General features: G+C 46.0%; 19 protein-coding genes and 1 riboswitch. Of the genes, 12 read left to right on the forward strand and 7 right to left on the reverse strand.

What is annotated here, in order from left to right; translation table 11 throughout:
* The first annotated feature begins 223 nt into the window (after nt 1-223).
* Both V7M78_RS07675 and V7M78_RS07680 read left to right on the forward strand, forming a co-directional pair.
* Nucleotides 224-649: a hypothetical protein gene (locus tag V7M78_RS07675; protein WP_333648085.1), complete on the forward strand. Its 426-nt coding sequence runs from the start codon at nt 224-226 to the stop codon at nt 647-649.
* A gap of 241 nt (nt 650-890) precedes the next feature.
* Complete coding sequence (locus V7M78_RS07680) at nt 891-1,397, forward strand: terminase small subunit (RefSeq protein WP_333648087.1); 507 nt, start codon at nt 891-893, stop codon at nt 1,395-1,397.
* A 251-nt stretch (nt 1,398-1,648) separates the two neighbouring features.
* Here the strand turns inward: V7M78_RS07680 and V7M78_RS07685 are convergent, their stop codons facing one another.
* Nucleotides 1,649-2,827 (reverse strand): M20 family metallopeptidase, encoded by a 1,179-nt coding sequence (locus V7M78_RS07685; RefSeq protein WP_333648089.1) that lies wholly within the window; start codon nt 2,825-2,827, stop codon nt 1,649-1,651.
* Nucleotides 2,828-2,991: 164 nt separating this feature from the next.
* Here V7M78_RS07685 and V7M78_RS07690 point away from each other — a divergent pair, with 164 nt between their 5' ends.
* The 5 genes from V7M78_RS07690 (at nt 2,992) to V7M78_RS07710 (ending at nt 9,137) form a co-directional block, all read left to right on the forward strand.
* On the forward strand, nt 2,992-3,885 hold the full coding sequence (locus tag V7M78_RS07690) for a S8 family peptidase (RefSeq protein WP_333648091.1): 894 nt from the start codon (nt 2,992-2,994) through the stop codon (nt 3,883-3,885).
* A 303-nt stretch (nt 3,886-4,188) separates the two neighbouring features.
* Entirely contained in the window at nt 4,189-5,283 is a 1,095-nt protein-coding gene (gene recA, locus V7M78_RS07695) for a recombinase RecA (RefSeq protein WP_333648093.1), read from the forward strand.
* A 47-nt stretch (nt 5,284-5,330) separates the two neighbouring features.
* Complete coding sequence (locus V7M78_RS07700; RefSeq protein ID WP_333648095.1) at nt 5,331-5,939, forward strand: regulatory protein RecX; 609 nt, start codon at nt 5,331-5,333, stop codon at nt 5,937-5,939.
* A gap of 125 nt (nt 5,940-6,064) precedes the next feature.
* Nucleotides 6,065-7,624, forward strand: a complete 1,560-nt coding sequence (gene rny, locus V7M78_RS07705; RefSeq protein ID WP_333648097.1) for a ribonuclease Y — start codon at nt 6,065-6,067, stop codon at nt 7,622-7,624.
* Nucleotides 7,625-7,700: 76 nt separating this feature from the next.
* On the forward strand, nt 7,701-9,137 hold the full coding sequence (locus tag V7M78_RS07710; RefSeq protein ID WP_333648099.1) for a D-alanyl-D-alanine carboxypeptidase family protein: 1,437 nt from the start codon (nt 7,701-7,703) through the stop codon (nt 9,135-9,137).
* A 331-nt stretch (nt 9,138-9,468) separates the two neighbouring features.
* Here V7M78_RS07710 and thiD read toward each other — a convergent pair whose 3' ends face one another.
* The 6 genes from thiD to V7M78_RS07740 all read right to left on the reverse strand — a co-directional run bounded on the left by thiD (nt 9,469) and on the right by V7M78_RS07740 (nt 14,993).
* Entirely contained in the window at nt 9,469-10,263 is a 795-nt protein-coding gene (gene thiD, locus V7M78_RS07715; RefSeq protein WP_333648143.1) for a bifunctional hydroxymethylpyrimidine kinase/phosphomethylpyrimidine kinase, read from the reverse strand.
* Between the two features lie 8 nt (nt 10,264-10,271).
* Nucleotides 10,272-10,913, reverse strand: coding sequence for a thiamine phosphate synthase (thiE, locus tag V7M78_RS07720; protein ID WP_333648101.1), 642 nt, complete (start codon nt 10,911-10,913; stop codon nt 10,272-10,274).
* Nucleotides 10,900-11,796, reverse strand: coding sequence for a hydroxyethylthiazole kinase (gene thiM / locus V7M78_RS07725; RefSeq protein WP_333648103.1), 897 nt, complete (start codon nt 11,794-11,796; stop codon nt 10,900-10,902). Before thiM ends, thiE begins: the two co-directional genes overlap by 14 nt.
* Before the next feature lie 10 nt (nt 11,797-11,806).
* Complete coding sequence (gene thiW, locus V7M78_RS07730; protein ID WP_442914634.1) at nt 11,807-12,307, reverse strand: energy coupling factor transporter S component ThiW; 501 nt, start codon at nt 12,305-12,307, stop codon at nt 11,807-11,809.
* A 137-nt stretch (nt 12,308-12,444) separates the two neighbouring features.
* On the reverse strand, nt 12,445-13,752 hold the full coding sequence (gene thiC / locus V7M78_RS07735; protein ID WP_333648107.1) for a phosphomethylpyrimidine synthase ThiC: 1,308 nt from the start codon (nt 13,750-13,752) through the stop codon (nt 12,445-12,447).
* A 92-nt stretch (nt 13,753-13,844) separates the two neighbouring features.
* A riboswitch (TPP riboswitch) is annotated at nt 13,845-13,953 on the reverse strand.
* Nucleotides 13,954-14,024: 71 nt separating this feature from the next.
* Nucleotides 14,025-14,993, reverse strand: coding sequence for a helix-turn-helix transcriptional regulator (locus tag V7M78_RS07740; protein ID WP_333648109.1), 969 nt, complete (start codon nt 14,991-14,993; stop codon nt 14,025-14,027).
* A 325-nt stretch (nt 14,994-15,318) separates the two neighbouring features.
* Between V7M78_RS07740 and V7M78_RS07745 the strand changes: the two genes are divergently transcribed.
* The 5 genes from V7M78_RS07745 to V7M78_RS07765 are packed head-to-tail and all read left to right on the forward strand — an operon-like array spanning nt 15,319 to nt 20,876.
* Nucleotides 15,319-16,251 carry an ABC transporter substrate-binding protein gene (locus V7M78_RS07745; RefSeq protein WP_333648111.1) on the forward strand — a complete coding sequence of 311 codons (933 nt, stop codon included), beginning with the start codon at nt 15,319-15,321 and terminating at the stop codon, nt 16,249-16,251.
* A gap of 33 nt (nt 16,252-16,284) precedes the next feature.
* On the forward strand, nt 16,285-17,313 hold the full coding sequence (locus tag V7M78_RS07750; protein WP_333648113.1) for a FecCD family ABC transporter permease: 1,029 nt from the start codon (nt 16,285-16,287) through the stop codon (nt 17,311-17,313).
* The gene (locus V7M78_RS07755) at nt 17,310-18,323 is read left to right on the forward strand and encodes a FecCD family ABC transporter permease (protein ID WP_333648115.1); all 1,014 of its coding nucleotides are present in this window, start codon (nt 17,310-17,312) and stop codon (nt 18,321-18,323) included. Before V7M78_RS07750 ends, V7M78_RS07755 begins: the two co-directional genes overlap by 4 nt.
* Before the next feature lie 10 nt (nt 18,324-18,333).
* Nucleotides 18,334-19,155 (forward strand): ABC transporter ATP-binding protein, encoded by an 822-nt coding sequence (locus tag V7M78_RS07760; protein ID WP_333648117.1) that lies wholly within the window; start codon nt 18,334-18,336, stop codon nt 19,153-19,155.
* A complete protein-coding gene (locus V7M78_RS07765) occupies nt 19,152-20,876 on the forward strand; it encodes an ABC transporter ATP-binding protein (protein WP_333648119.1) in 1,725 nt (574 codons plus the stop codon). The genes V7M78_RS07760 and V7M78_RS07765 overlap by 4 nt, the downstream gene beginning before the upstream one ends.
* The last annotated feature ends 94 nt before the right edge of the window (nt 20,877-20,970 follow it).

A 20,970-nucleotide genomic window follows, 5' to 3' on the forward strand; every position in this document is an offset into this window, starting at 1 on the left:
CTTGACAAACAGTGTCAAAATGGTGTCCTTGTAATTTCCACATAGAGGGTTCATACTTGTAATATCCAAAATTGTATAAGCTTGGAAATTCCCGTGAATTCCGGATCTTCTCCTTTTTGAAAATGCCTGTCGATTTTTATGTCGATGGGTGTTTTCTCGAAGAAAGTTCACGTTTCCGATGTAACTGTATATGTTATATTAAAATGTTGTATAAAGGAGTAACATGGCATACTTTGAAACAAAGATACACGTATATGTAACCGTAGAGACGTATATAGCTAAATGCAAAACAAAATCCTGTTATTTTGAGGAATGTGTAGAAATTGAGTACCCCTGTATTAGTACCAGGTATGTAGAATATAGTATAGTCGTTGGTTTTAGTTATCCTGATGTAGCTGAAAATGATATGGCTATTTTTATGCGGTGTATCGATGATACGATTTATGCTGTAAGCGGAATTATAAATTCAGCGGTTACTTCATGCAAAGTAATGGACCAATCGTGTATAAATGCCATTAATAATTCAATGTTTTTAGCTAATACAAAAGGAAAAGATGAATTTTATGGTTGTCTAAGACGGTCGGGACTATCTAATGAAGTTATTAATGCTAGCAGAGTTGAGGTGTTTATTAGAAAAGACTTTAATTAATATATGAGTTCAGAGGCACCCACCCGGTGTCTCTTTTCTTTTACGCATTGTGGTGATATGATATAGCAAAAAGCAAAGGAGATAGCTAATGTCAATTATGATGCTTGCCGGAATTGCGGTTGCCGTTATAGTAGTGGTGGCTATTGTTATAGCTATGACAAAGAAATAGTTTCTGGGAGGCGGCCAACTCCGTCTCTTTTTTAATATAAAAACAGTCAGATGGGAAGGTGAGGTGAGACTGATGGCATTAACAGCCAAACAGAAAATATTTGCAGATGAATATCTGATTGATCTTAATGCTGCCAGAGCTTACAAGGTAGCTTACCCGAAGGTCAAGAAAGATGAAACGGCTGCAGTTAATAGCAGTAGAATGCTAAGAAATGCTAAGGTTGAGGATTATATCCAAAAGCGAATGAAAGACCGGGAAGAGCGCACTGAGATCTCTCAGGACATGGTTTTAAAGGAACTGGCTAAGATCGGCCTTGCAGATGTTACTGACTTCGTGACAATTGAAAGCGATGGAACCTATAAATCAGTAAAAGTAAAGACAACTGATGATATGCCCAGGGATAAGCTGGGAGCTATTGCGGGAATCAAAGTATTCCCAAACTTTGACCGCAGGAAGCATGTGGTATCAAAAGCCCAGATACCATTTACAACTACTGACGGAGCACTGACAAAAATAAGTTTAGATTTGACGACTTTAGGTTTTTCGCTTAATAAACAGGTCTTTCTTTCACTTGTGTAGCTTACTAAATAACATTTACGACGTAGAAGAAGATGAATCTTACAGCTATCTGATTGAAGAGTTTCCTGCTGGTAACTCTCTATATGACTTTGATGCCAGATCAGGGCGGTGCGGTGTCTTGGACTGGCAGAATAAATAAAATAAAATAAAATAAAATAAAGCGGGTATCCTTTCGGACCCGCCTGTTAAGTGACAAATCCCGCATAAATCCCTTAAATCCACCGACTTTATGTTAAGATTTTCTTAATATCTCACCCCACCGGGAAATCTTCAAATAAAATGGACCGGGCCAGCCGGGTCAGAACCTTTTCACATCTTGAAATATCCTCACATGGGACAGATTCATCAGGCTTATGGGCCCTCTCCAAGTCACCGGGGCCGTAGGAGATGCAGTTGTGATTGCCCAGCTTTCCTGCAATGACGGCGGTGTCCGTATACCCCGGAAAACAGGTGACAGGAACAGGCTCGCCGGTAATTTCCTCCGCGGCAGTCTTTAAGGCTTTTATTAAAACAGAGTTTTCATCCTTTTCAATATAAGGCCTGTCACCTGTGATGACATAAGAGGCGCTTATGCCGGGAACTTTCTCTGCAGCGTCTTCAATGGCCTGGGTGACAATACCGACGGCAGTCCGGGTGTCAGCAGGGGGAACGAGACGCATGTCGATCCACATTTTGCAATGGTCAGGAACTACATAAGGGCGGTATCCCCCTTCGATCTGTCCAAAGGTGACGGTGGAAATGCCCAGGTCTTCATGGGAGGGGCATTCCCCGATCTTTCGGCGGACAAAGGAGATAATTTCCGCAGCTCCCGCAATGGCATCAGCCCCTTTCCATGGAGTGCTGGCGTGAGCGGTTGTGCCGTTTACTGTGATTTCAAACCAGGTGCGGCCCTTGTGGGCTACCTGGATCTGTCCATTGGTGGGCTCGGTATCCAGGACAAGACTGTTTTTTGTGACCCAGCCTTCTTTTATCACATCCTCTGATCCTCTCATAAAATCTTCTTCGTCAACGGTCCCGATAAATACAAAGGAATGTTTGGGCTTCTTTCCTGAAGCGGCTTCCCCTGCCATGGACTCAAAGGAGGAAAGGGCACAGGCCAGCCCGGATTTCATATCGCAGGCACCCCGTCCGTAAATCCGGCCATCCTGGATTTCTGCGCCAAAGGGGTCTTTGGTCCAGCCTTCTCCAACAGTAACGGTATCCATGTGGCAGATGTAGACCAGGGCCGGATCGTCAATTTCCCCTTCTATTTTAGCCATAATATTAAAACGTCCCGGCAGGACTTCTTTTTTGATTACAGGAACAGAAAGGGAGGAGAGGCGTTCAAAAATAAATTCCCCTATCTTTGTTTCGTATGCGCCGGGGTCCGTGCTGTCAATGCGGATCAGGGCCTGTGTCAGCGAAATAGCGCCGGATGATTGGTCTTGCATATCAAAATTCTCCTTATATGTTTTTATTTTTATTATAGAAAGAGGAAGGTGGAAAGTAAATAACATTTTAAACAAAAAATCTTCTCCTTGCATTTTCCAGAGGAAAAGAAACCAAGGGGCTTGGACCGGAATATCCTAATAAAAAAGGATTAAGGTAGTGGATTGTGGATCATGTAAGAGAAGAAATACATTGTGATGCGGCTTACCGCATGGGATTGACTGGGCGGGGAGTCGGTGTTGCGGTGCTTGATACAGGGATTTATCTCCATGAAGACTTTAAACATAGAGTTGCAGCGTTTGTAGATATCGTACACAGGAAAAGAGACCCTTATGACGATAACGGCCACGGAACCCATATTTCCGGAATCATCGGAGGCGGAGGAAATGCTTCCGACGGAAAATATATGGGAATTGCTCCGGAGTGCCATATTATTATGCTTAAGGTGCTGGATAAAAAGGGAAACGGATATGCCTCCGATGTGCTGGCCGGACTGAAATGGGTCCGGGACAACAAGGAACGGTATGGAATCCGGATTGTAAATATCTCCGTCGGCTCTTTCTCAAAAAAGGGGATGACGGAAAGCTCTGTTCTTGTGAGAGGGGTCAATGCGGCATGGGATGACGGATTGGTGGTCTGCGTGGCTGCAGGGAATATGGGCCCCGGAATGAACACCATCACCACTCCGGGAATCAGCCGGAAGGTGATCACAGTAGGCTGCTCCGATGATTATAAGGAAGTCAATGTCATGGGAAACCGGATGGTCGATTATTCCGGCAGAGGCCCTACCGGGGCCTGCATCTGCAAACCGGAAATCATTGCTCCCGGAGCAGGGATTATGAGCTGTGCCAATGAGGCCGGGCAGTACCAGGTCAAAAGCGGTACCTCTATGTCAACGCCTCTGGTCTCAGGGGCCATTGCGCTTTTACTGGAAAAATATCCCTATATGAGCAACCGGGATGTGAAGCTGATGCTGAGGGAACGGTCGTTGGATCTGGGTCTTCCCATCAATCAGCAGGGCTGGGGGCTGTTGGATGTGGAACGGCTTATAGCGGATTAGAACGAGGCAGGATTTCAGGCATCCCAAAATAACAGGATTTTGGGATGCCTTTTAAAATTCCTTGCAGCCTCCCGGCAGATGTGCTATAGTAGCTTTAGAAATCAAAAGGCGGTCTGCCTTTCTTACCATTCGTTTTTCAGGCGTTTCGCCGGGATTTTTCCAGGAAAAAATTATTTTTGGCCGGACAGGCAGGGAGTGTGATGTGCATTGGCCTTAAGAAGATAAAAATTCGGTTGACATTTTTACGGAAGTGTACTATTATGATAAGTAGAAAAAGAACATTTGTTCGTGTCGGAGGATAATATGAATAAAGATGAGAAGATGAAGGCCCTGGATGCGGCCCTTACCAACATAGAAAAAGCTTATGGAAAAGGTTCCATCATGAGGCTCGGTGATTCAGGAAAGAATATGAATGTGGAGACGATACCCACAGGAGCCTTAAGCCTTGACATTGCCCTTGGACTGGGAGGAATCCCCAAGGGAAGAGTTGTGGAAATTTACGGACCTGAGTCCAGCGGTAAGACCACTGTGGCCTTACATATGGTTGCAGAGGTGCAGAAGCGTGGAGGCATTGCAGGCTTTATCGATGCGGAGCACGCCCTTGACCCTGTCTATGCCAAGAACATTGGAGTGGATATTGACAACCTCTATATTTCCCAGCCGGACAACGGAGAGCAGGCTCTGGAGATCACAGAGACCATGGTTCGTTCAGGAGCCGTGGATATCGTGATCGTGGACTCTGTTGCAGCCCTTGTGCCAAAGGCCGAGATTGAGGGTGATATGGGAGATTCCCACGTGGGCCTCCAGGCCCGTCTCATGTCCCAGGCTCTCAGAAAGCTGACAGCCGTTATCAGCAAGTCCAATTGTATTGTCCTCTTCATTAACCAGCTTCGTGAGAAGGTGGGTGTCATGTTCGGAAGCCCTGAGACCACCACAGGAGGACGTGCCCTTAAGTTCTATGCCTCCGTCCGTTTGGATATCCGGAAGATCGAGACTTTAAAACAGGGCGGGGACATGGTAGGAAACCGGGTTCGTGTAAAGGTAGTAAAGAATAAGATTGCACCTCCCTTTAAGGAGGCTGAATTTGATATTATGTTCGGCAAGGGAATCTCTACAGAGGGAGATGTCCTGGATCTGGCCGTAAAGGAAAACATCGTGGAAAAGAGCGGATCATGGTTTGCCTACGGCGGCACCAAGGTCGGCCAGGGCCGTGAAAATGCCAAGATCTATCTCCAGGATAACCCGGCTGTCTGCCAGGAAATCGAAGCCAAGGTAAGAGCTAAATATGGAGCCGGCGGGGCTTCCGGCCAGCCTCAGGAGGCGTCAGGTGAAGCTGCGGCAAAGGAGAGCAAGAAAATCAAAACCGTAGAAAGCAGTGCAGGGGAATCCAAAGAGTAATCCTGAAACCGTTTTTAAAGGAAACATTTATAAATTAAGAGGCATCTATGACAGTGACAGAGATTGTGCCCGTGGATAAGCGCAGGAGTAAAGTCTTTCTTGATGAGGACTTTACTTTTGTTCTTTATAAAGGGGAGATTAAGAGATTTGGAATTGAAGAAGGAGAGACTCTTTCCCAGGAGGTTTACCAGGAGATCCTTAAGGATGTTTTGATGAAGCGGGCCAGGGAAAGGGTGATTTTTCTTTTAAAGGCTTCGGATAAGACGGAGCAGGAGCTGAGGAGAAAATTAAAAGAAGGGGGCTACCCCCAGGAAGCCATTGATTATGCCATTGGCTTTTTAAAGGATCACCGGTTTATTGATGATCAGGACTATGGACGCAGGTACGTGGAATATCATTCCAGACAAAAGAGCGAAAGACAGATCCGGTATGAGCTGCAGAGAAAGGGACTGGATAAGGAGATGATCCGGGACATACTGGAGGAGCAGCCGGTGGATGAGGAAGCGCGCATTCGGGAATACCTCCGGAAAAAGGGCTTAAAGCCGGAAAATATGGAGTTTAAAGAAAAGGGAAAGGTCATGGCTTCCCTGGGCAGAAAGGGTTTTTCTTACGAAGCAATCAATAGGGTTTTAAGCGGCGGCTGGGATATGGACTGACTTCATTACGAATATGTATAAGTATGCTGGAAACAGGGGCGAAATGCTTGACATAATGTATAAAACAGTTTAAAATTGTAGTGTTGTATTGTCGTACAATGAAAAACGAATAAGGAGGTGCTCCTGTGTCAGTACCAGTATTAACGACTGCATTGATTGCGATAGCCGCATCAGTAGTAGTTGCTTTTATCACCTGGTCTGCTGCCATAGCTTATCGTAAGAATACCTACGAGAGCAAAATTGGTACTGCAGAAGAAAAATCCCGGGAAATAATAGATGAAGCATTAAAGACCGCTGAGACAAAGAAGCGTGAAGCTCTCCTTGAGGCAAAAGAAGAGTCTCTAAAGACTAAGAATGAGCTTGAAAAGGAAACCAGAGAAAGAAGAGCTGAGCTTCAACGTTATGAAAGACGAGTATTAAGCAAAGAAGAAAACCTGGACAAGAAGTCCGACGTTATGGAAAAACGGGAGGCAAGTCTGGCTGCCAGAGAGGATGCTTTAGCCAAGAGAAATGCCGAAGTGGAATCTCTCTATGAAAAAGGCATTCAGGAGCTGGAAAAAATTTCCGGACTTACCTCCGAACAAGCAAAAGAATATCTTTTAAAATCTGTTGAAGATGATGTAAAACATGACACTGCGAAATTAATTAAGGAACTTGACAACAAAGCAAAAGAAGAAGCCGATAAAAAGGCAAAGGAATACGTGGTAACGGCCATTCAAAGATGTGCTGCCGATCACGTAGCGGAAACAACCGTTTCCGTTGTACAGCTTCCTAACGATGAGATGAAAGGCAGAATCATCGGAAGGGAAGGACGGAACATTCGTACTTTGGAAACCCTTACAGGAGTAGAGCTGATTATAGACGATACCCCTGAGGCAGTGGTATTATCCGGATTTGATCCGGTTCGCAGGGAAGTAGCCAGAATTGCCCTGGAGCGTCTTATTGTAGACGGGCGGATTCATCCTGCCCGGATCGAAGAGATGGTAGAAAAGGCGCAAAAAGAAGTGGAAACCAATATGAGAGAAGAAGGAGAGTCCGCTGCTCTTGAAGTAGGCATTCATGGGCTTCATCCGGAACTCATACGGCTTCTTGGAAAGTTGAAGTACAGAACCAGCTATGGACAGAATGCATTAAAGCATTCCATTGAGGTCGCTCAGTTATCCGGGCTGTTAGCCGGAGAGATTGGCCTTGATATCCGAATGGCCAAACGGGCGGGCTTATTACACGACATTGGAAAAGCCGTTGACCATGAGATGGAAGGTTCTCATATTCAGCTGGGTGTGGATCTGTGTAAAAAGTACAAGGAATCACCTATTGTGCTGAATACGGTGGAATCCCATCACGGCGACGTTGAGCCGCAGAGCCTCATTGCATGTATTGTTCAGGCCGCAGATACCATTTCTGCCGCAAGGCCTGGAGCCAGAAGAGAGACTCTGGAGACATATACAAACAGATTAAAGCAGTTAGAAGATATTACCAACTCCTTTAAGGGAGTTGACAAGTCCTTTGCCATTCAGGCAGGACGTGAAGTTCGGATTATGGTAGTTCCGGACCAGATCGGTGACGATGACATGATTCTGCTGGCCCGCGAGGTCTCCAAGAAGATCGAAGAATCCTTGGAATATCCGGGACAGATCAAGGTCAACGTGATCCGGGAATCCAGAGTTACAGATTACGCGAAGTAAAGCAAATAGTGCCCTAAAACCGTATAAGTATTTCCATGCGGTTTTAGGGCATATTTCATGTCAGGAGGATTGATAGATGAGAGGCCGATTAAAGGCATTGGTAAGCTTTTTGCTGGCCAGCCACATGTTACTTATGACTGTATATGCAAATCCGGAGTGGCCTGCTGATACGGGAATTCAGGCCGAAGCAGGAATTGTGGTAGACGTGGATTCCGGCGCCGTCTTATTCGGTCAGAAAATCCATTCCACTTATCCCCCGGCCAGCATTACGAAGGTTTTGACTGCCCTGGTAGTGTTAGAAAACAGCGGCCCTGAGGAGATGGTTACATTTTCAAAGAATGCTGTTAATAATGTGGAACCGGACAGCGGAAATAAATTAAATGTGACGGAAGGGGACCAGCTTTCTGTAGAGGATTGTCTTTATTCCCTTCTGCTGAATTCCTGCAATCAGGCAGGAAATGCTCTTGCAGAGCATGTGGCAGGCAGCATGGAAGAGTTTGTCACCATGATGAATGAAAAAATAGAAGAACTGGGATGCCAGGAAAGCCATTTTGACAATCCGTCAGGACTTAACGGTGACACCCAGTACGTGTCCGCCTATGATATGGCATTGATCGCAAGAGAAGCTTACAGCAATAAAAAGCTTGTGGAGATCAGTTCTGCTCTCAGCCATACATTTCCGCCTATGATTAAAAACCCGGAGGGGCTTACCATTTACAACGAGCACCGTCTGGTGAAGACAACAGACCCTAACAGTGAATTTTATTTCCCTTCTGCAGTGGCGGGAAAGACCGGATACCTGATCAAGGCCGGAAATACCCTTGTCACTTATGCGGAACAGGATGGAAGACGGCTGGTTTCCGTCATCTTAAAGGGCAGCCCAAGGCAGTACTTTGTCGACGGGAAAAATCTTCTGCAATTCGGCTATGACCGCTTTGAAAATATTCCTGTTACAGGGAATGAAACCAGTTATATATCAGGAGAGGATTCCATTGAAATCAATGGAACTGCTTATAAGCCGTCTGATCTGAAGCTGGAGGCGGACCAGGTCATAACCCTGCCTAAGGGCTCTGAGTTTTCCCAGGCAGAGAAAACCCTGGTAACAGATCTTCCCGGCACCAGTCCGGAAGGTGCGGTAGCCCTGATTCAATATTCCTATAATGAAAGGAATGTGGGACAGGCTTATCTCATTGCAGAAAGTGAGGTTTTGCCATCTTCTGAAGAGTCGGAGCAGGAATCAACAGAGGAAAGCACCGGAGAGCCGGAAACGATTTCCGATTCAGAAGAGACAAAGGCTGCACGGGGCAAGGGATTTTTAGGAGTCATTGCAGTTGTGGGAATCATACTGGTTCTGGCGGCAGGCGGGACGGGATTTCTGATGTACCGGAAGAAGAAAGAAGCCAGGGAGTATGCCCTTCGGAGAGAAGCTAGAAGAAGACGTTTAAGGGAAGAAGGAAGTACGGAAGACTTTGAGAGGATTCTTAGGGAGCGCCGCAATATAAAGAAAAAGTGATAAAAAGAGAAATGAAAAAGACCGGCTGGGGAGGCCGGTCTTTTTCGGAGAAGGTATTTCGTTTCTTATGGGGTGTAGCAAAAACTATATAATGTATTGGGGGGTTACATTTAATAATATACCCTATTTTGAGCAGAAAGTGTTAACAAAGATTTGGAAATTTAAGGGGAAAAATTGTGTACTTTTACTTTTGAATAAACCAAATTGTTCCGGCAGTGACACAAAGGCCTCTTGCTTTTGCCTTTGGTAATAGGGGCTCAAGTCCTCTTATGAAACAGTGCAGAAAATTTATGGTGCTTAGCAAACATTTATAAATTTTAAAATACACATATCACCTGGAATTGCTCCAACTGTGCCACAAAGGACCGCTTCCTTTTCCAAGGTTCAAGCCTGCTTTTAGGGCGCCTTTAAGATAGTCCTTTGCCGCACGGATGCTTTCTTCCAGCCCCAGCCCTTTTGCCAGCCCGCAGGCAATGGCAGAAGAAAGGGTGCATCCGGTTCCGTGGGTGTTTGGATTGTCAATGCGCTGTCCAGGAAACCAGGTGATTGATCCGTCCGAACACAGCACATCGTCAGCCCCTTCCTCATGATGGCCGCCTTTTACGAGGAAAGAGGTTCTGTACAGACGGGAAAGCCCCATAGCAGCTTCTTCCATGTCTTTTCTTGTGTGTATCCTGCGGCTTGTTGTGGATAAAAGGGCTTCTGCTTCCGGTATATTGGGGGTAACTAAAGCAGCCAGGGGGAACAGTGTATTTGTTAAAGCCTTTACATCCTCTGGATTTAAAAGAGAATGACCGCTGGTGGATACCATGACCGGGTCTACCACAATGGGGCAGTGTGCATGTTCTGCCAGCTTTTCTCCAATGGTTTCTATGGAACGGGAAGTTCCTGCCATGCCGATTTTTACTGCCTGAGGCGGAATGTCGGTAAATACGGCATCTAACTGGGCCTCAAGCATTTCCCTGCTCACAGTTTCCGCCAGATAGACTCCAGTGGTGTTTTGTGCGGTCAGTGCGGTAATGACGCTGGAGCCATAGACTCCCAGGGCCGAGGCAGTCTTTAAATCCGCCTGTATTCCGGCTCCTCCGCTGGAATCGGAACCTGCAATGGTAAGAATAGAAGGGATCATCAGACTCATAAATTCACCACCTTTGACAGTTGTTCTTTTAAACGGCCTGCAGCCCCGGAAATATCTGCTTGTCCAAAGATGCCGGAAACTACTGCGGCTCCGGCTATGCCTGTTCCTTTCAGAAGATGGACATTTTCGCAGGTAATTCCTCCTATGGCCGTTACAGGAATGGGAACAGAGCAGCAGATGGCTGTCAGCCGTTCTAAAGGAAGGGGAATTGCATCTTTTTTTGTGGAACTTGGAAATACGGCTCCGGACCCGATATAATCTGCTCCGTCCTTAAATGCTTTCTCTGCCTGTTCCACAGTCTTTGCAGTAACACCCACAATGCGGTCCGGTCCCATAATACGGCGGGCTTTGGAAGGTGATAAATCGCCCTGGCCCACGTGTACACCGTCAGCTCCGCATTTCAGGGCGATTTCTGCATCATCATTGATGATGAGGGGAACCTTGTAGCGCCTGGTCAGTTCCCGGACCATAAGGGCCTCTTCCAGAAATGCTTTTTTATCTAAGTGCTTTTCCCGAAGCTGTAAAAGGGTCACTCCGGCGGAAAGCGCTTCTTCAATTTGTTCAAAGAAATTTTTCTCTCCTGTAAGCCCCTGATCTGTTATGGCGTAGAGAAGAAGCATGTCTTTATAAAATTTCAACGTTTATTCCTCCTTTTAAGCTGGTTTCTTCCAAAAGGCTTAGCTGATCCATAAAACAGCAGCGGAAACTGCCTGTTCCGGCCTGGATTTCTACTATTCTCTTTGCTGCCTGTTCCCCGCAAAAGCCGGCAGCAGCCGTGGCAAGGACGGCTGCCTGTAAAATATCATTCTGGGATGGGGCAGAGCCATTCTGAGAAAAGGAAGCTGCGGTAAAAGCAGCGATTATTCCGTCCAGCATACAGCCCATTCCCGTAATACGGCTCATCTGAGGGCTGCCGTTTTTAATAAGCCAGGTTTCTTCTCCGGTTGAAACGATGTCCATGGCGCCTGTCATGACGGTTACGGCTCCGGTTAAGACACTTAAAGCTCTGGCTGTTTCCGCAAAAGACGGCAGTGTTTCTGATTTTATCCCATCAGAGGGAGAGGCATCAATACCCCGGGTGAAAGGGAGCGGAATGTTTCCAGTGTCTTCAAGCCGGTTTATGGCATTTAACATAATCCGAAGCTCTGATGCATTTCCTCTGATAACGGTCATCTTTACCTCTTTTAAAAGGGAGAGGATGGCTTCTGTTCTGTAGCGGGATACTCCCATCCCCACCGGGTCCAGGATGACAGGGTGATTTAACCGGTTTGCTTCCCTTCCTGCCTTTTCCATGGCCGCCTTTGAGGTTTCCTTAGGCGTGCCCATGTTTAAAAGCAGGCAGTCCGATATTGCCGTCACTTCTGCCGCTTCCTCCGGGTGGTCTGCCATAATGGGAGAACCGCCGCATGCCAGAATGGCATTTGCCACATCTGCTGCAGTAACGTAATTGGTGATGCAGTGGATGACAGGCTTTTTTTCTCTAACCAGTCCGGCCAGAGAGAAATTGAGTTTTACATTCATATTCAGTCCTCTAGTCTTCTATCAGCCTGACGAAATAGGAAAACAGGTTCAAACGGCGCAGCAAGACCAGTAAAAATGCAGCCATTATGGTTCCGGCTAAGGTACTGATGAGGAAGGGAGCCACAAAGAAAAAGACAGCGACCTCTTTTCCCATGAGGAAAACAGCTACGGGGTAACAGAGGACTCCTCCTATAATCCCGGTTCCGATTATTTCTCCAAGGCAGGTCAGCCAAAGCTTCCCGGTTTTATGAAACAGAAGAGCGCTTAAAAATGCTCCTACCATGCTTCCCGGAAATGCCAGTAGGCTTCCTGTTCCCATGAGATTTCTGATGAGAGAAGTACAGAAAGCCATAGAAACGCCATAGACAGGCCCTAAGAACACAGCTGCCAGAACATTGACCAGATGCTGTATGGGAAAGCATCTGGAGGCCCCCACCGGAATGGAAAAACCGGAAAGAGCTACAGTGAGGGCTGCCAGCATTCCGCTGATTGCCAGTTTTTTAATCCGCATTCCGGATTTGTCCGGAGTCTTGTTGGAAATTGTTGTTGGTATTTGATTATTCATGAAAGTTACTCCTATATATGTAATTTTGTGAAGTTCGGTTTCAATGATATTTTATTTTAGGAAAATATATCTGCAATCAATGATCACTCATCGAAAATATCCACAATTCCCCCTTCCATAATCCGGTTCATATTTTTCATAGCACAGAAATTACCGCACATGGAACAGGTATCTTCTTTTTCCGGCTTTGACATGGCCCGGTAGCGCCTTGCTTTTTCCGGATCAATGGCCAGGTTGAACATGGTCTCCCAGTCCAACCGTTTTCTGGCATCGCTCATCTGATGATCCCATTCTTTTGCGCCCTTAATTCCCTTGGCAATATCAGCAGCATGAGCGGCAATACGGGCGGCAATAATGCCTTCCTTTACATCCTCTCCATCAGGCAGCTTTAAATGTTCTGCCGGTGTTACATAGCAGAGGAAAGCAGCACCTGCAGAAGCGGCAACGGCTCCGCCAATGGCCGCAGTGATGTGATCATAACCGGGTGCAATATCTGTTACAAGAGGGCCCAGGACATAAAAAGGTGCCCCCTTGCAAATGGTTTCCTGTATTTTCATATTAGCGGCAATCTGGTCCAATGGCATATGGCCCGGTCCCTCTATGATGACTTGCACATCCTTTTCCCAGGCCCTTCCGGTTAATTCCCCAAGGGTTACTAATTCCTCGATTTGGGAAATATCAGAGGCATCTTCAATACATCCCGGACGGCAGGCATCTCCAAGGCTTAAAGTCACATCATACTCCCGGCAGATATCCAGAATCCGGTCATAATGCTCATAAAATGGATTTTCTTCTCCGGTCATTTCCATCCAGGCAAATATAATAGATCCGCCCCTTGAAACGATATTAGTCAGTCGCTTGTTCTCCTTAAACCTTCTTGCAGTCTGTTTGTTGATTCCCACATGAATGGTCATGAAATCAACTCCGTCCTCTGCGTGCATTTCTACAACACGAATCCATTCTTCGGCGGTGATTTCCCGAAGGGGCTTATTGTAATAAACCACTGCATCATAAATGGGAACCGTACCGATAATAGCCGGGCATTCCCCAGTCAGCTTTCTGCGGAACTTCTGGGTATCCCCGAAAGAACTTAAATCCATAATGGACTCTGCCCCCATGGAAACCGCATCCTGTACCTTCTTAAGCTCCATGTCCAGATCATTTAAATCCCTGGAAGTGCCAAGATTTACATTGATCTTGGTTCTCAGCATGGAGCCGATTCCGCTGGGATTTAAACAAGTGTGATTTTTGTTGGCTGGAATAGCAACCTTTCCCTCTGCCACCAGCTCCTTAAGCTTTTCTGGTTCCCATTGTTCGTGTTCAGCTACTTTCATTAATTCTTTTGTCAGAATGCCTTTCCTTGCGGCATCCATCTGCGTGGTGTAATTCATCTGTGATCCTCCTTTTTGTTTTGCGGAGGGATTACGAGAACTTTTGAAAATACAAAAAGAGCCCATACCAACAGGTATAGGCTCAGATAGAATCAATAATCTCGTGTGAATCCCTACGTTGGCATTACCCAAATCAGGTTATAAAGGTCGAAGTTCGATTACTTCCTCTCAGCCCGCTTACGAGCTCCCTCTTACGGCTATCAGTGTAGCAGTTTGTTTGTGTGGTGTCAAGAAAAAATTTCCAGAAAAGAGTTTCTGTGCAAAGTCAAGCCTTATAAATTAAAAGCTTTTCTGAATTCACTTGGTGTAATACCATGGACATCCTGAAAGGCAGCAGCAAATTTGGAAGCATTTTTATACCCGCACCGTTCCGAGATATCCCGGATACTCAGATGATCTGCTGATAAAAGCTGCATGGCGCGTTTCATTTTTTCTCTGCGGATATAATCATAAAGGGGAATCTGATAAATGTTTTTAAAGCTGAGGCGCAATTTGCTTTCGCTCATGCCTGCTATCTTTGTCAATTCTTCCATCGGCGGAACCTGGAGAATGTTTTCGTCAATTTTCAGTTTTACAGAGTAAACTTTCTGCTCATTTTCCCATGTTACATAGTTTCTGCGGCTGCTCCGGCGCTCCGGAGTTACAGGATAGTTTCTGGCGATTGAGCACAGCAGATGAAGCACCATTCCTTCAAAAGCCAGAAGAGGCATATCCGCATTGCGTAATGCCCAGCGGATCTGTTCCAGGATCAACATAGTATTTGAAGTGTTATAGTGCTCTGTTTCCCATGCTTTTGCATCTTCAATGCTGATTTTGGGAGAGTCATTTCTTGTCTGCAGAAAAGGCTGTAAAAAATCATCGAAAACCAGGACGCTGGTAAAACAGGTATGGACTCCTTTGGGAAAGGTCAGATGAAAGGGACGCTGGGGATTGACCAGAACATGGGTCATGGGGGTAAACACGGATGCCGCCCGGCCTTGCTGGGAATATGTTATATTTCCGCAGTCAATACAAAAGATCAATAAACATGGCTTTTGTACATCTATGGCGTGGACGATGTTCTTATCCGGAGTAAACCATGCGCTGGAAACAAACAGGCCTTCGGCAGGGCATGCTTCCACAATCCATCCATTGGACCAGTGGGGCGGAAAATAATACCCTGTGCCCGGTCCGTAAGTGTTCTGTTTTAGGTTGTATTTTTTCGCCATGGCTCCCCATGAGGCGGCTTGATATTCATTCATTGCATGGCAGCTCACTTTCTATCGTTTTCTATCGGAAAATTATACCTGAAAGCAGACAAAAAAACAATGTAATAATGATCCGATTTGATTTAGTTGTGCTCCAAATGTGTGAGAATAAATAAGGGAAAGTATCAAAAATCAATGAGAAACCGTGTGTTTCAACAGCTTATTAAAAAACCAGCTTCCTGACTAAGGCTCCAGGCCGTATTGACGTATATTTTTTATTATGCTAGTATTCTGATTAGTTAGTTTAAGCTAACAAAAAGAGGAAAAGCAGACTTTCATACTGCAAAAAGAAGTTTATTACATTTTAAGGAGAATTGATATGAAGAAAATAGGCTCTGTATTTTGCTTCACGCTTATAGCTTTATCTCTGCTGACAGGATGCAGCAGCACAAGCCCGGAAAATCCCAATGCGCCGGACATGCACACCATAAATACAGTCATGGGAGAAATAGAGGTTCCAAAGGAGCCACAGCGTGTAGTGGTGAACTGGTACATAGGAGATGTGCTTTCTTTGGATTTAAATGTAGTTGGATACAATGCATGGGAGCAGGAAACCATGCCTTTTTATGAGAAGTTTTCTTCTGCTGTCAAGCTGGAAAACTGGGCAGCGGAAGATATTATGGCTGCAGAGCCGGATTTGATTATCACTTATCAGACAGAGGATTTTGAAAAGTTTGGAAAAATTGCCCCGGTTCTGGTCATTCCGGAAGAAGGCGTAAGCTCCCTTGAACGCCTGCGCATCATCGGAGAGGCGTCAGGAAAAGAAAAAGAAGCAGAAGCTCTGATTATAGCCTTTGAAGAGAAGCTTGCCTCAGCCAAGGAAGAGCTGCAGAGCGGAAAATACCAGGGAAGAACATTCAGCATTATGGAAGACTGGGGGCCAACCGGTGATTGGAACGGTGTGGCCTATGAGACTGGTTCCAGAGGAGGAACTTTGGTTTACAACTATCTGGGCCTTAAGAAACCGGAGAAGCTGGAAAAGCTGGTTGAAGAATCCGGTAACGGAAGAGGGACTTTAAGTTATGAGGTTGCTCATGAATATTTTGGAGATTATATCCTATGGTTCCAGCAGGAAGGAAAAGAATCAGAATATGCAAAGTCAGATATCTGGAAAAGCATTCCTGCTGTTGCAGAAGGCCGGATTGCAGAAATTCCGGGAAACTATCAGGGATTGTTTTATTATTCTGATGTAGCCAGTTTAACTGCGCAGATGGATTATCTTTTGGATGCCATATTAAGTATGCCTGAGTAATTTAATGGTCTTTACGGAAAGGAACAGGCAGCAATGAAAATTATATCAATAAAGGGGCGGCGAAAAGGCTCCGCCGGCTTTACCATTTATATCCTTCTTGGATTAGGGCTATTGCTTTTCATGTCGGCAGCTTCCATTTCTTTTGGTGCTGCCGACATGGACCTTACTACGGCCTGGAAGGCGGTTTTTCGGTTTGATCCAAGTCTGACAGAGCACCAGATTATTCAGACACTTCGGTTTCCCCGGACGGTGGCAGATTTAATGGTGGGATGCAGCCTGGCAATTTGCGGAGCAATCATGCAGGGGACAACACGGAATCCCCTTGCTGATTCCGGACTTATGGGAATCAGTTCCGGGGCCACCTTTGCAGTGGCCTTTTGTATGGCATTTCTGCCGGGGAGCACCTACGGCCAGACCATGTTGTTTGCATGCATCGGTGCGGCGGCTGCAACAGCAATGACCTATTTTACTGCTTCCCTTGGAAAAGGCGGAATGACACCTCAGCGCCTTGTATTGGCAGGAATTTCAATTTCCATGCTTTTTGGAGCATTCAGCCAGTTTCTGTCCATTAAATACCATCTTGGATATGCCCTTGCTTATTGGACAGCAGGAGGAACCGCGGCAGCTAAATGGAGTGAGCTTATGATGATCCTGCCTCTTTTTGCAGCAGGAGTGCTGGCATCCCTGTGTCTTTCCCCTTCCGTCACTGTATTGAGCTTAGGGGAAGATGTTGCAATCGGATTGGGGTTAAAAACCAGATTGGTCAAAGGCGTTTCTACGTTGATTGTGCTGCTTCTCACTGGAATTTCTGTCATTATCGTAGGGCCGGTTGGCTTTGTGGGGCTTATTACACCTCATATTGTCCGGTACATGGTAGGAGTGGATTACCGGTATATTATTCCTGCCTCAGGACTTTACGGAGCCTTGCTCACGGTTTTTGCCGATTTAATAGGAAGGCTGATCAATAAGCCTTATGAAACACCAATCGGTATTATATTTGCAGTGATCGGAGTTCCTTATTTCCTTTATCTTGCAAGAAAGCAAAGGAGGGAATTTGAATGAAAAAACACGGTTACTCAGCAGAACGGGGTAGACTGGTTTTTCTGATTATGACGGCCGTCATGGTACTCGTGGCTGTGATCAGCATGAATTCCGGAAAAATGAATCTCACCCCCGGAGAGGTCTTACATGTGATCATAGGAAAAGGCACTTCCCAGCAAAACTTAGTCGTTTTAGAATTCCGCCTTCCCCGCATGATCCTGTCAATCCTCGTGGGAGTGGGAATGGGGGTTTCCGGCTGTATTATGCAGAGCCTTCTTCGAAATGATATGGCAAGCCCCGGCACCTTAGGGATCAGCTCCGGTTCAGGGCTCTTTGTGCTGATTTTTGTGGTATTGTTTTCTGCAAAGACCGCATCATCTGCAATTTTGATGCCATTGCTGTCTTTTTTGGGAGGAATGACCGCTGCGGGATTGATTTTTCTGCTCTCTTATAGAAAGGGGAGAAATATTTCTCCCACAGGGCTGATATTAACAGGTGTCGCCCTGGGAAGCGGGTATGGAGCATTGACCACACTGCTGACTCTTAAGCTGGATGAGAGCCAAATGGATTTTATACAGCGCTGGAGCGCCGGCAGCTTATGGGGAGATCAATGGCGTTATCTTGTCATACTGATTCCATGGACATTGATCTTATGTGTATACGTATTTTCCAAAGCCCATATTTTAAACCTTCTTAACCTTGGAAATGAAACAGCTTCAGGTCTTGGTGTTGCAGTGAAGCCTGAATTTATTGGATTGACAGCAGCAGCAGTAGCACTTTCTTCAGGAAGTGTATCCCTGGGCGGCAACTTCTTCTTTGTAGGAATGATTTCCCCTCATATGGCAAGAAAATTAATGGGGCCAAACCATAAATTGATCCTTCCCGCCTCAGGGCTTTGCGGTGCCATCATTGTACTGCTTGCGGATACTGTAACGAGAACCATCAGCCTGGGGGCAGATGTGCCTACGGGCATTGTAATTACGGCGCTTAGTACACCGTACTTTTTATATCTACTGGCGAAAGCAAATTAAGGAGGACGGTATGAATAGTATCGCGACAAAAAAATTAGATATTGCCTATGACAATGCTTTGATTGTGGAAAATTTAGATATGGCAATTCCCCATAAAAAGATCACTTCCATCATTGGTCCTAATGGCTGCGGGAAGTCCACAGTGTTAAAAGCCATCGGGCGCATTCTGAAACCGAAAAATGGAATGGTTTATTTAAATGGCGGTGATATCGCAACACTTCCCACTAAGGAAATTGCAAAAAAGATGGCCATACTGCCCCAGGCCCCTTCAGCTCCCAGCGGGCTGACAGTAAGTGAACTGGTTGCATACGGGAGGTTTCCTCACCAAAATGGATTTGGAAAATTGACCTCTGAGGATAAAGAGATTGTTCGGTGGGCAATTTCGGCTACCAAGCTTACGGATTTAGAGCATCGTGAAGTCAATACATTATCCGGAGGACAGCGGCAGAGGGTATGGATTGCCATGGCACTTGCCCAGCAGACAGACTTGATTTTACTTGACGAACCCACCACTTATCTGGATATGGCTCATCAGCTTGAAGTTCTGGAGCTTTTGTATGGGCTGAACCGCAGTCAGGGCTGCACCATTGCTATGGTTCTTCATGATTTGAATTTAGCAGCCCGTTTTTCCGATTATATGATTGCAGTCCGGGAGGGGAAAATTGTTCAGCACGGCAGTCCGGAGAAAGTAATGACAGCTCATGTTTTAAAAGAGACATTTTCCGTTGATGCTGAAATTGTGAAAGAACCAAGAACGGGGCGGCCTGTGTGTTTGACCTACGCTCTTTTACGTCAGGAATATTTGTCTCCAAAGGAGGCGGTTTCTGTATGAGAATTGCACTGAGGATATTCCGGGAAGCAGAAAAATACCGGATTCATCTGGTGGCTGCACTTTTTGCTCTGGCGGTATCTACGGCAGCCGGATTTTATACGCCGTGGGCATTGAGGGAATTAACGGCACTTGCGGCAGAAGGGATGAACGATTTTCAGGCCCAGGCCCTGCGCATCGGACTTTTTCTTCTGGGTGCAGCTACCCTCCAGGCAGCAGGAACTTCAGCAGCCGGATACTTAAATCATTATGCAGCCCTCCATTATGTAGCGGACTTGCGCAAGCGGCTTTACGGAAAGCTGCAGCATATGAGCCTGAGCTATTTTCACAAAAGCAGGACGGGTGATCTCACCAGCCGTGTGGTAAATGATGCCCTGGATGCGGAAGTACTTTTGGCTCATGTAATCCCGGATTTTGCGGTCAATATTCTTACCTTTATAGGAGTAGGGGCTTTGCTGTTTACAATCAATGGCAGGCTTGCCGCGATGAGTCTGGTTACCATACCATTTCTTCTGGGGATTACCATGTGGCAGAGCCGCCACGTATCCCCCACATGGAAGGAAAATTCCCGGGTAAGGGGAGAACTTGCGGGAAAGGTCCAGGACAATCTTTCCGGAATCAAAGAAATCCAGATATTTAACCAGCAAAGCTATGAAGAACATAAGGTTGCCAGTCTTTCTCTCCGCCATAGTTTAGCCTACCTCCGTGCAAGTTTCTTTTTCGAAACAACTTATCCCCTGCTTTCCTTTGTCACTGCATTGGGAACGGTGGTTGTAGTGGTTTACGGCGGATACTTAGTGGGAATCGGAGATGTGGACATTGCAGATATTGTTGGATTTGTCATGTATCTGTCCATGTTTTACGGCCCGGTGAAAAGTTTTTCCGGTCTTGCAGAAAGGGCAGGAGAAGCCGGAGCCGGGTGCAAACGGGTATTTGATGTAATCGATGAAATTCCGGAAGTAAAGGAAAAGAAAAATGCGATAACTCTTAAAAGAGTACAGGGTGAAATTGTGCTGAAGGATCTGTCTTTTTCTTATCAGGAAGATATTCCAATTATGGAAAATGTTAACCTGACCATTAAAAAGGGTCAGACAGTAGCCCTCGTAGGAACAACAGGTGTGGGAAAAAGCACCATTGCAAACTTGATTAACCGGTTTTATGACCCTCAGGAAGGGGCTGTCCTCATCGACGGAGTTGATATCCGGGATGTGACGCTTTCCAGCTTACGGGACAACATTTCTATGGTGCTGCAGGACACATTCCTTTTTAATGGAACTGTGTATGAAAATATTGTATACGGCTGGAAAGACGCCGCAAGGGAAGATGTCATAGCAGCAGCGAAAGCGGCAAATGCTCACCAGTTTATTGAAAAAATGGAGCATGGATATGATACATTTATAGGGGAGCGGGGTGTTTTGCTGTCTGGGGGACAAAGACAGAGAATTGCCATTGCCCGCGCAATTTTAAGGGATTCCCCAATTCTGATTCTGGATGAAGCAACCTCTGCCTTGGATACGAAAACAGAAAAGGAAATACAGGCAGCGTTAAATGAGATTTCAAAAGAACGTACCACCATAATGATTGCACACAGACTCTCTACGACCCGTGAGGCTGATTTAATTGTGGTGCTTGAGGGAACCGGTATTGCAGAGATGGGCACTCATGATGAGCTGATTGCAAAAGGAGGAATTTTTGCCCGTTTGCATGGGGCTCAGGCATCGTAGAAGCGTATAGTTGAGAGATCAAAAAATGCGTCTTGATTGGGCTTTCATGTTTTATAAGCCGTTTCAAGGCGCATTTTTATGCTATGAATATGAT

It is taken from the genome of Lacrimispora sp., from assembly GCF_036758025.1.
In the GTDB taxonomy this organism is placed as follows: Bacteria; Bacillota; Clostridia; order Lachnospirales; family Lachnospiraceae; genus Lacrimispora.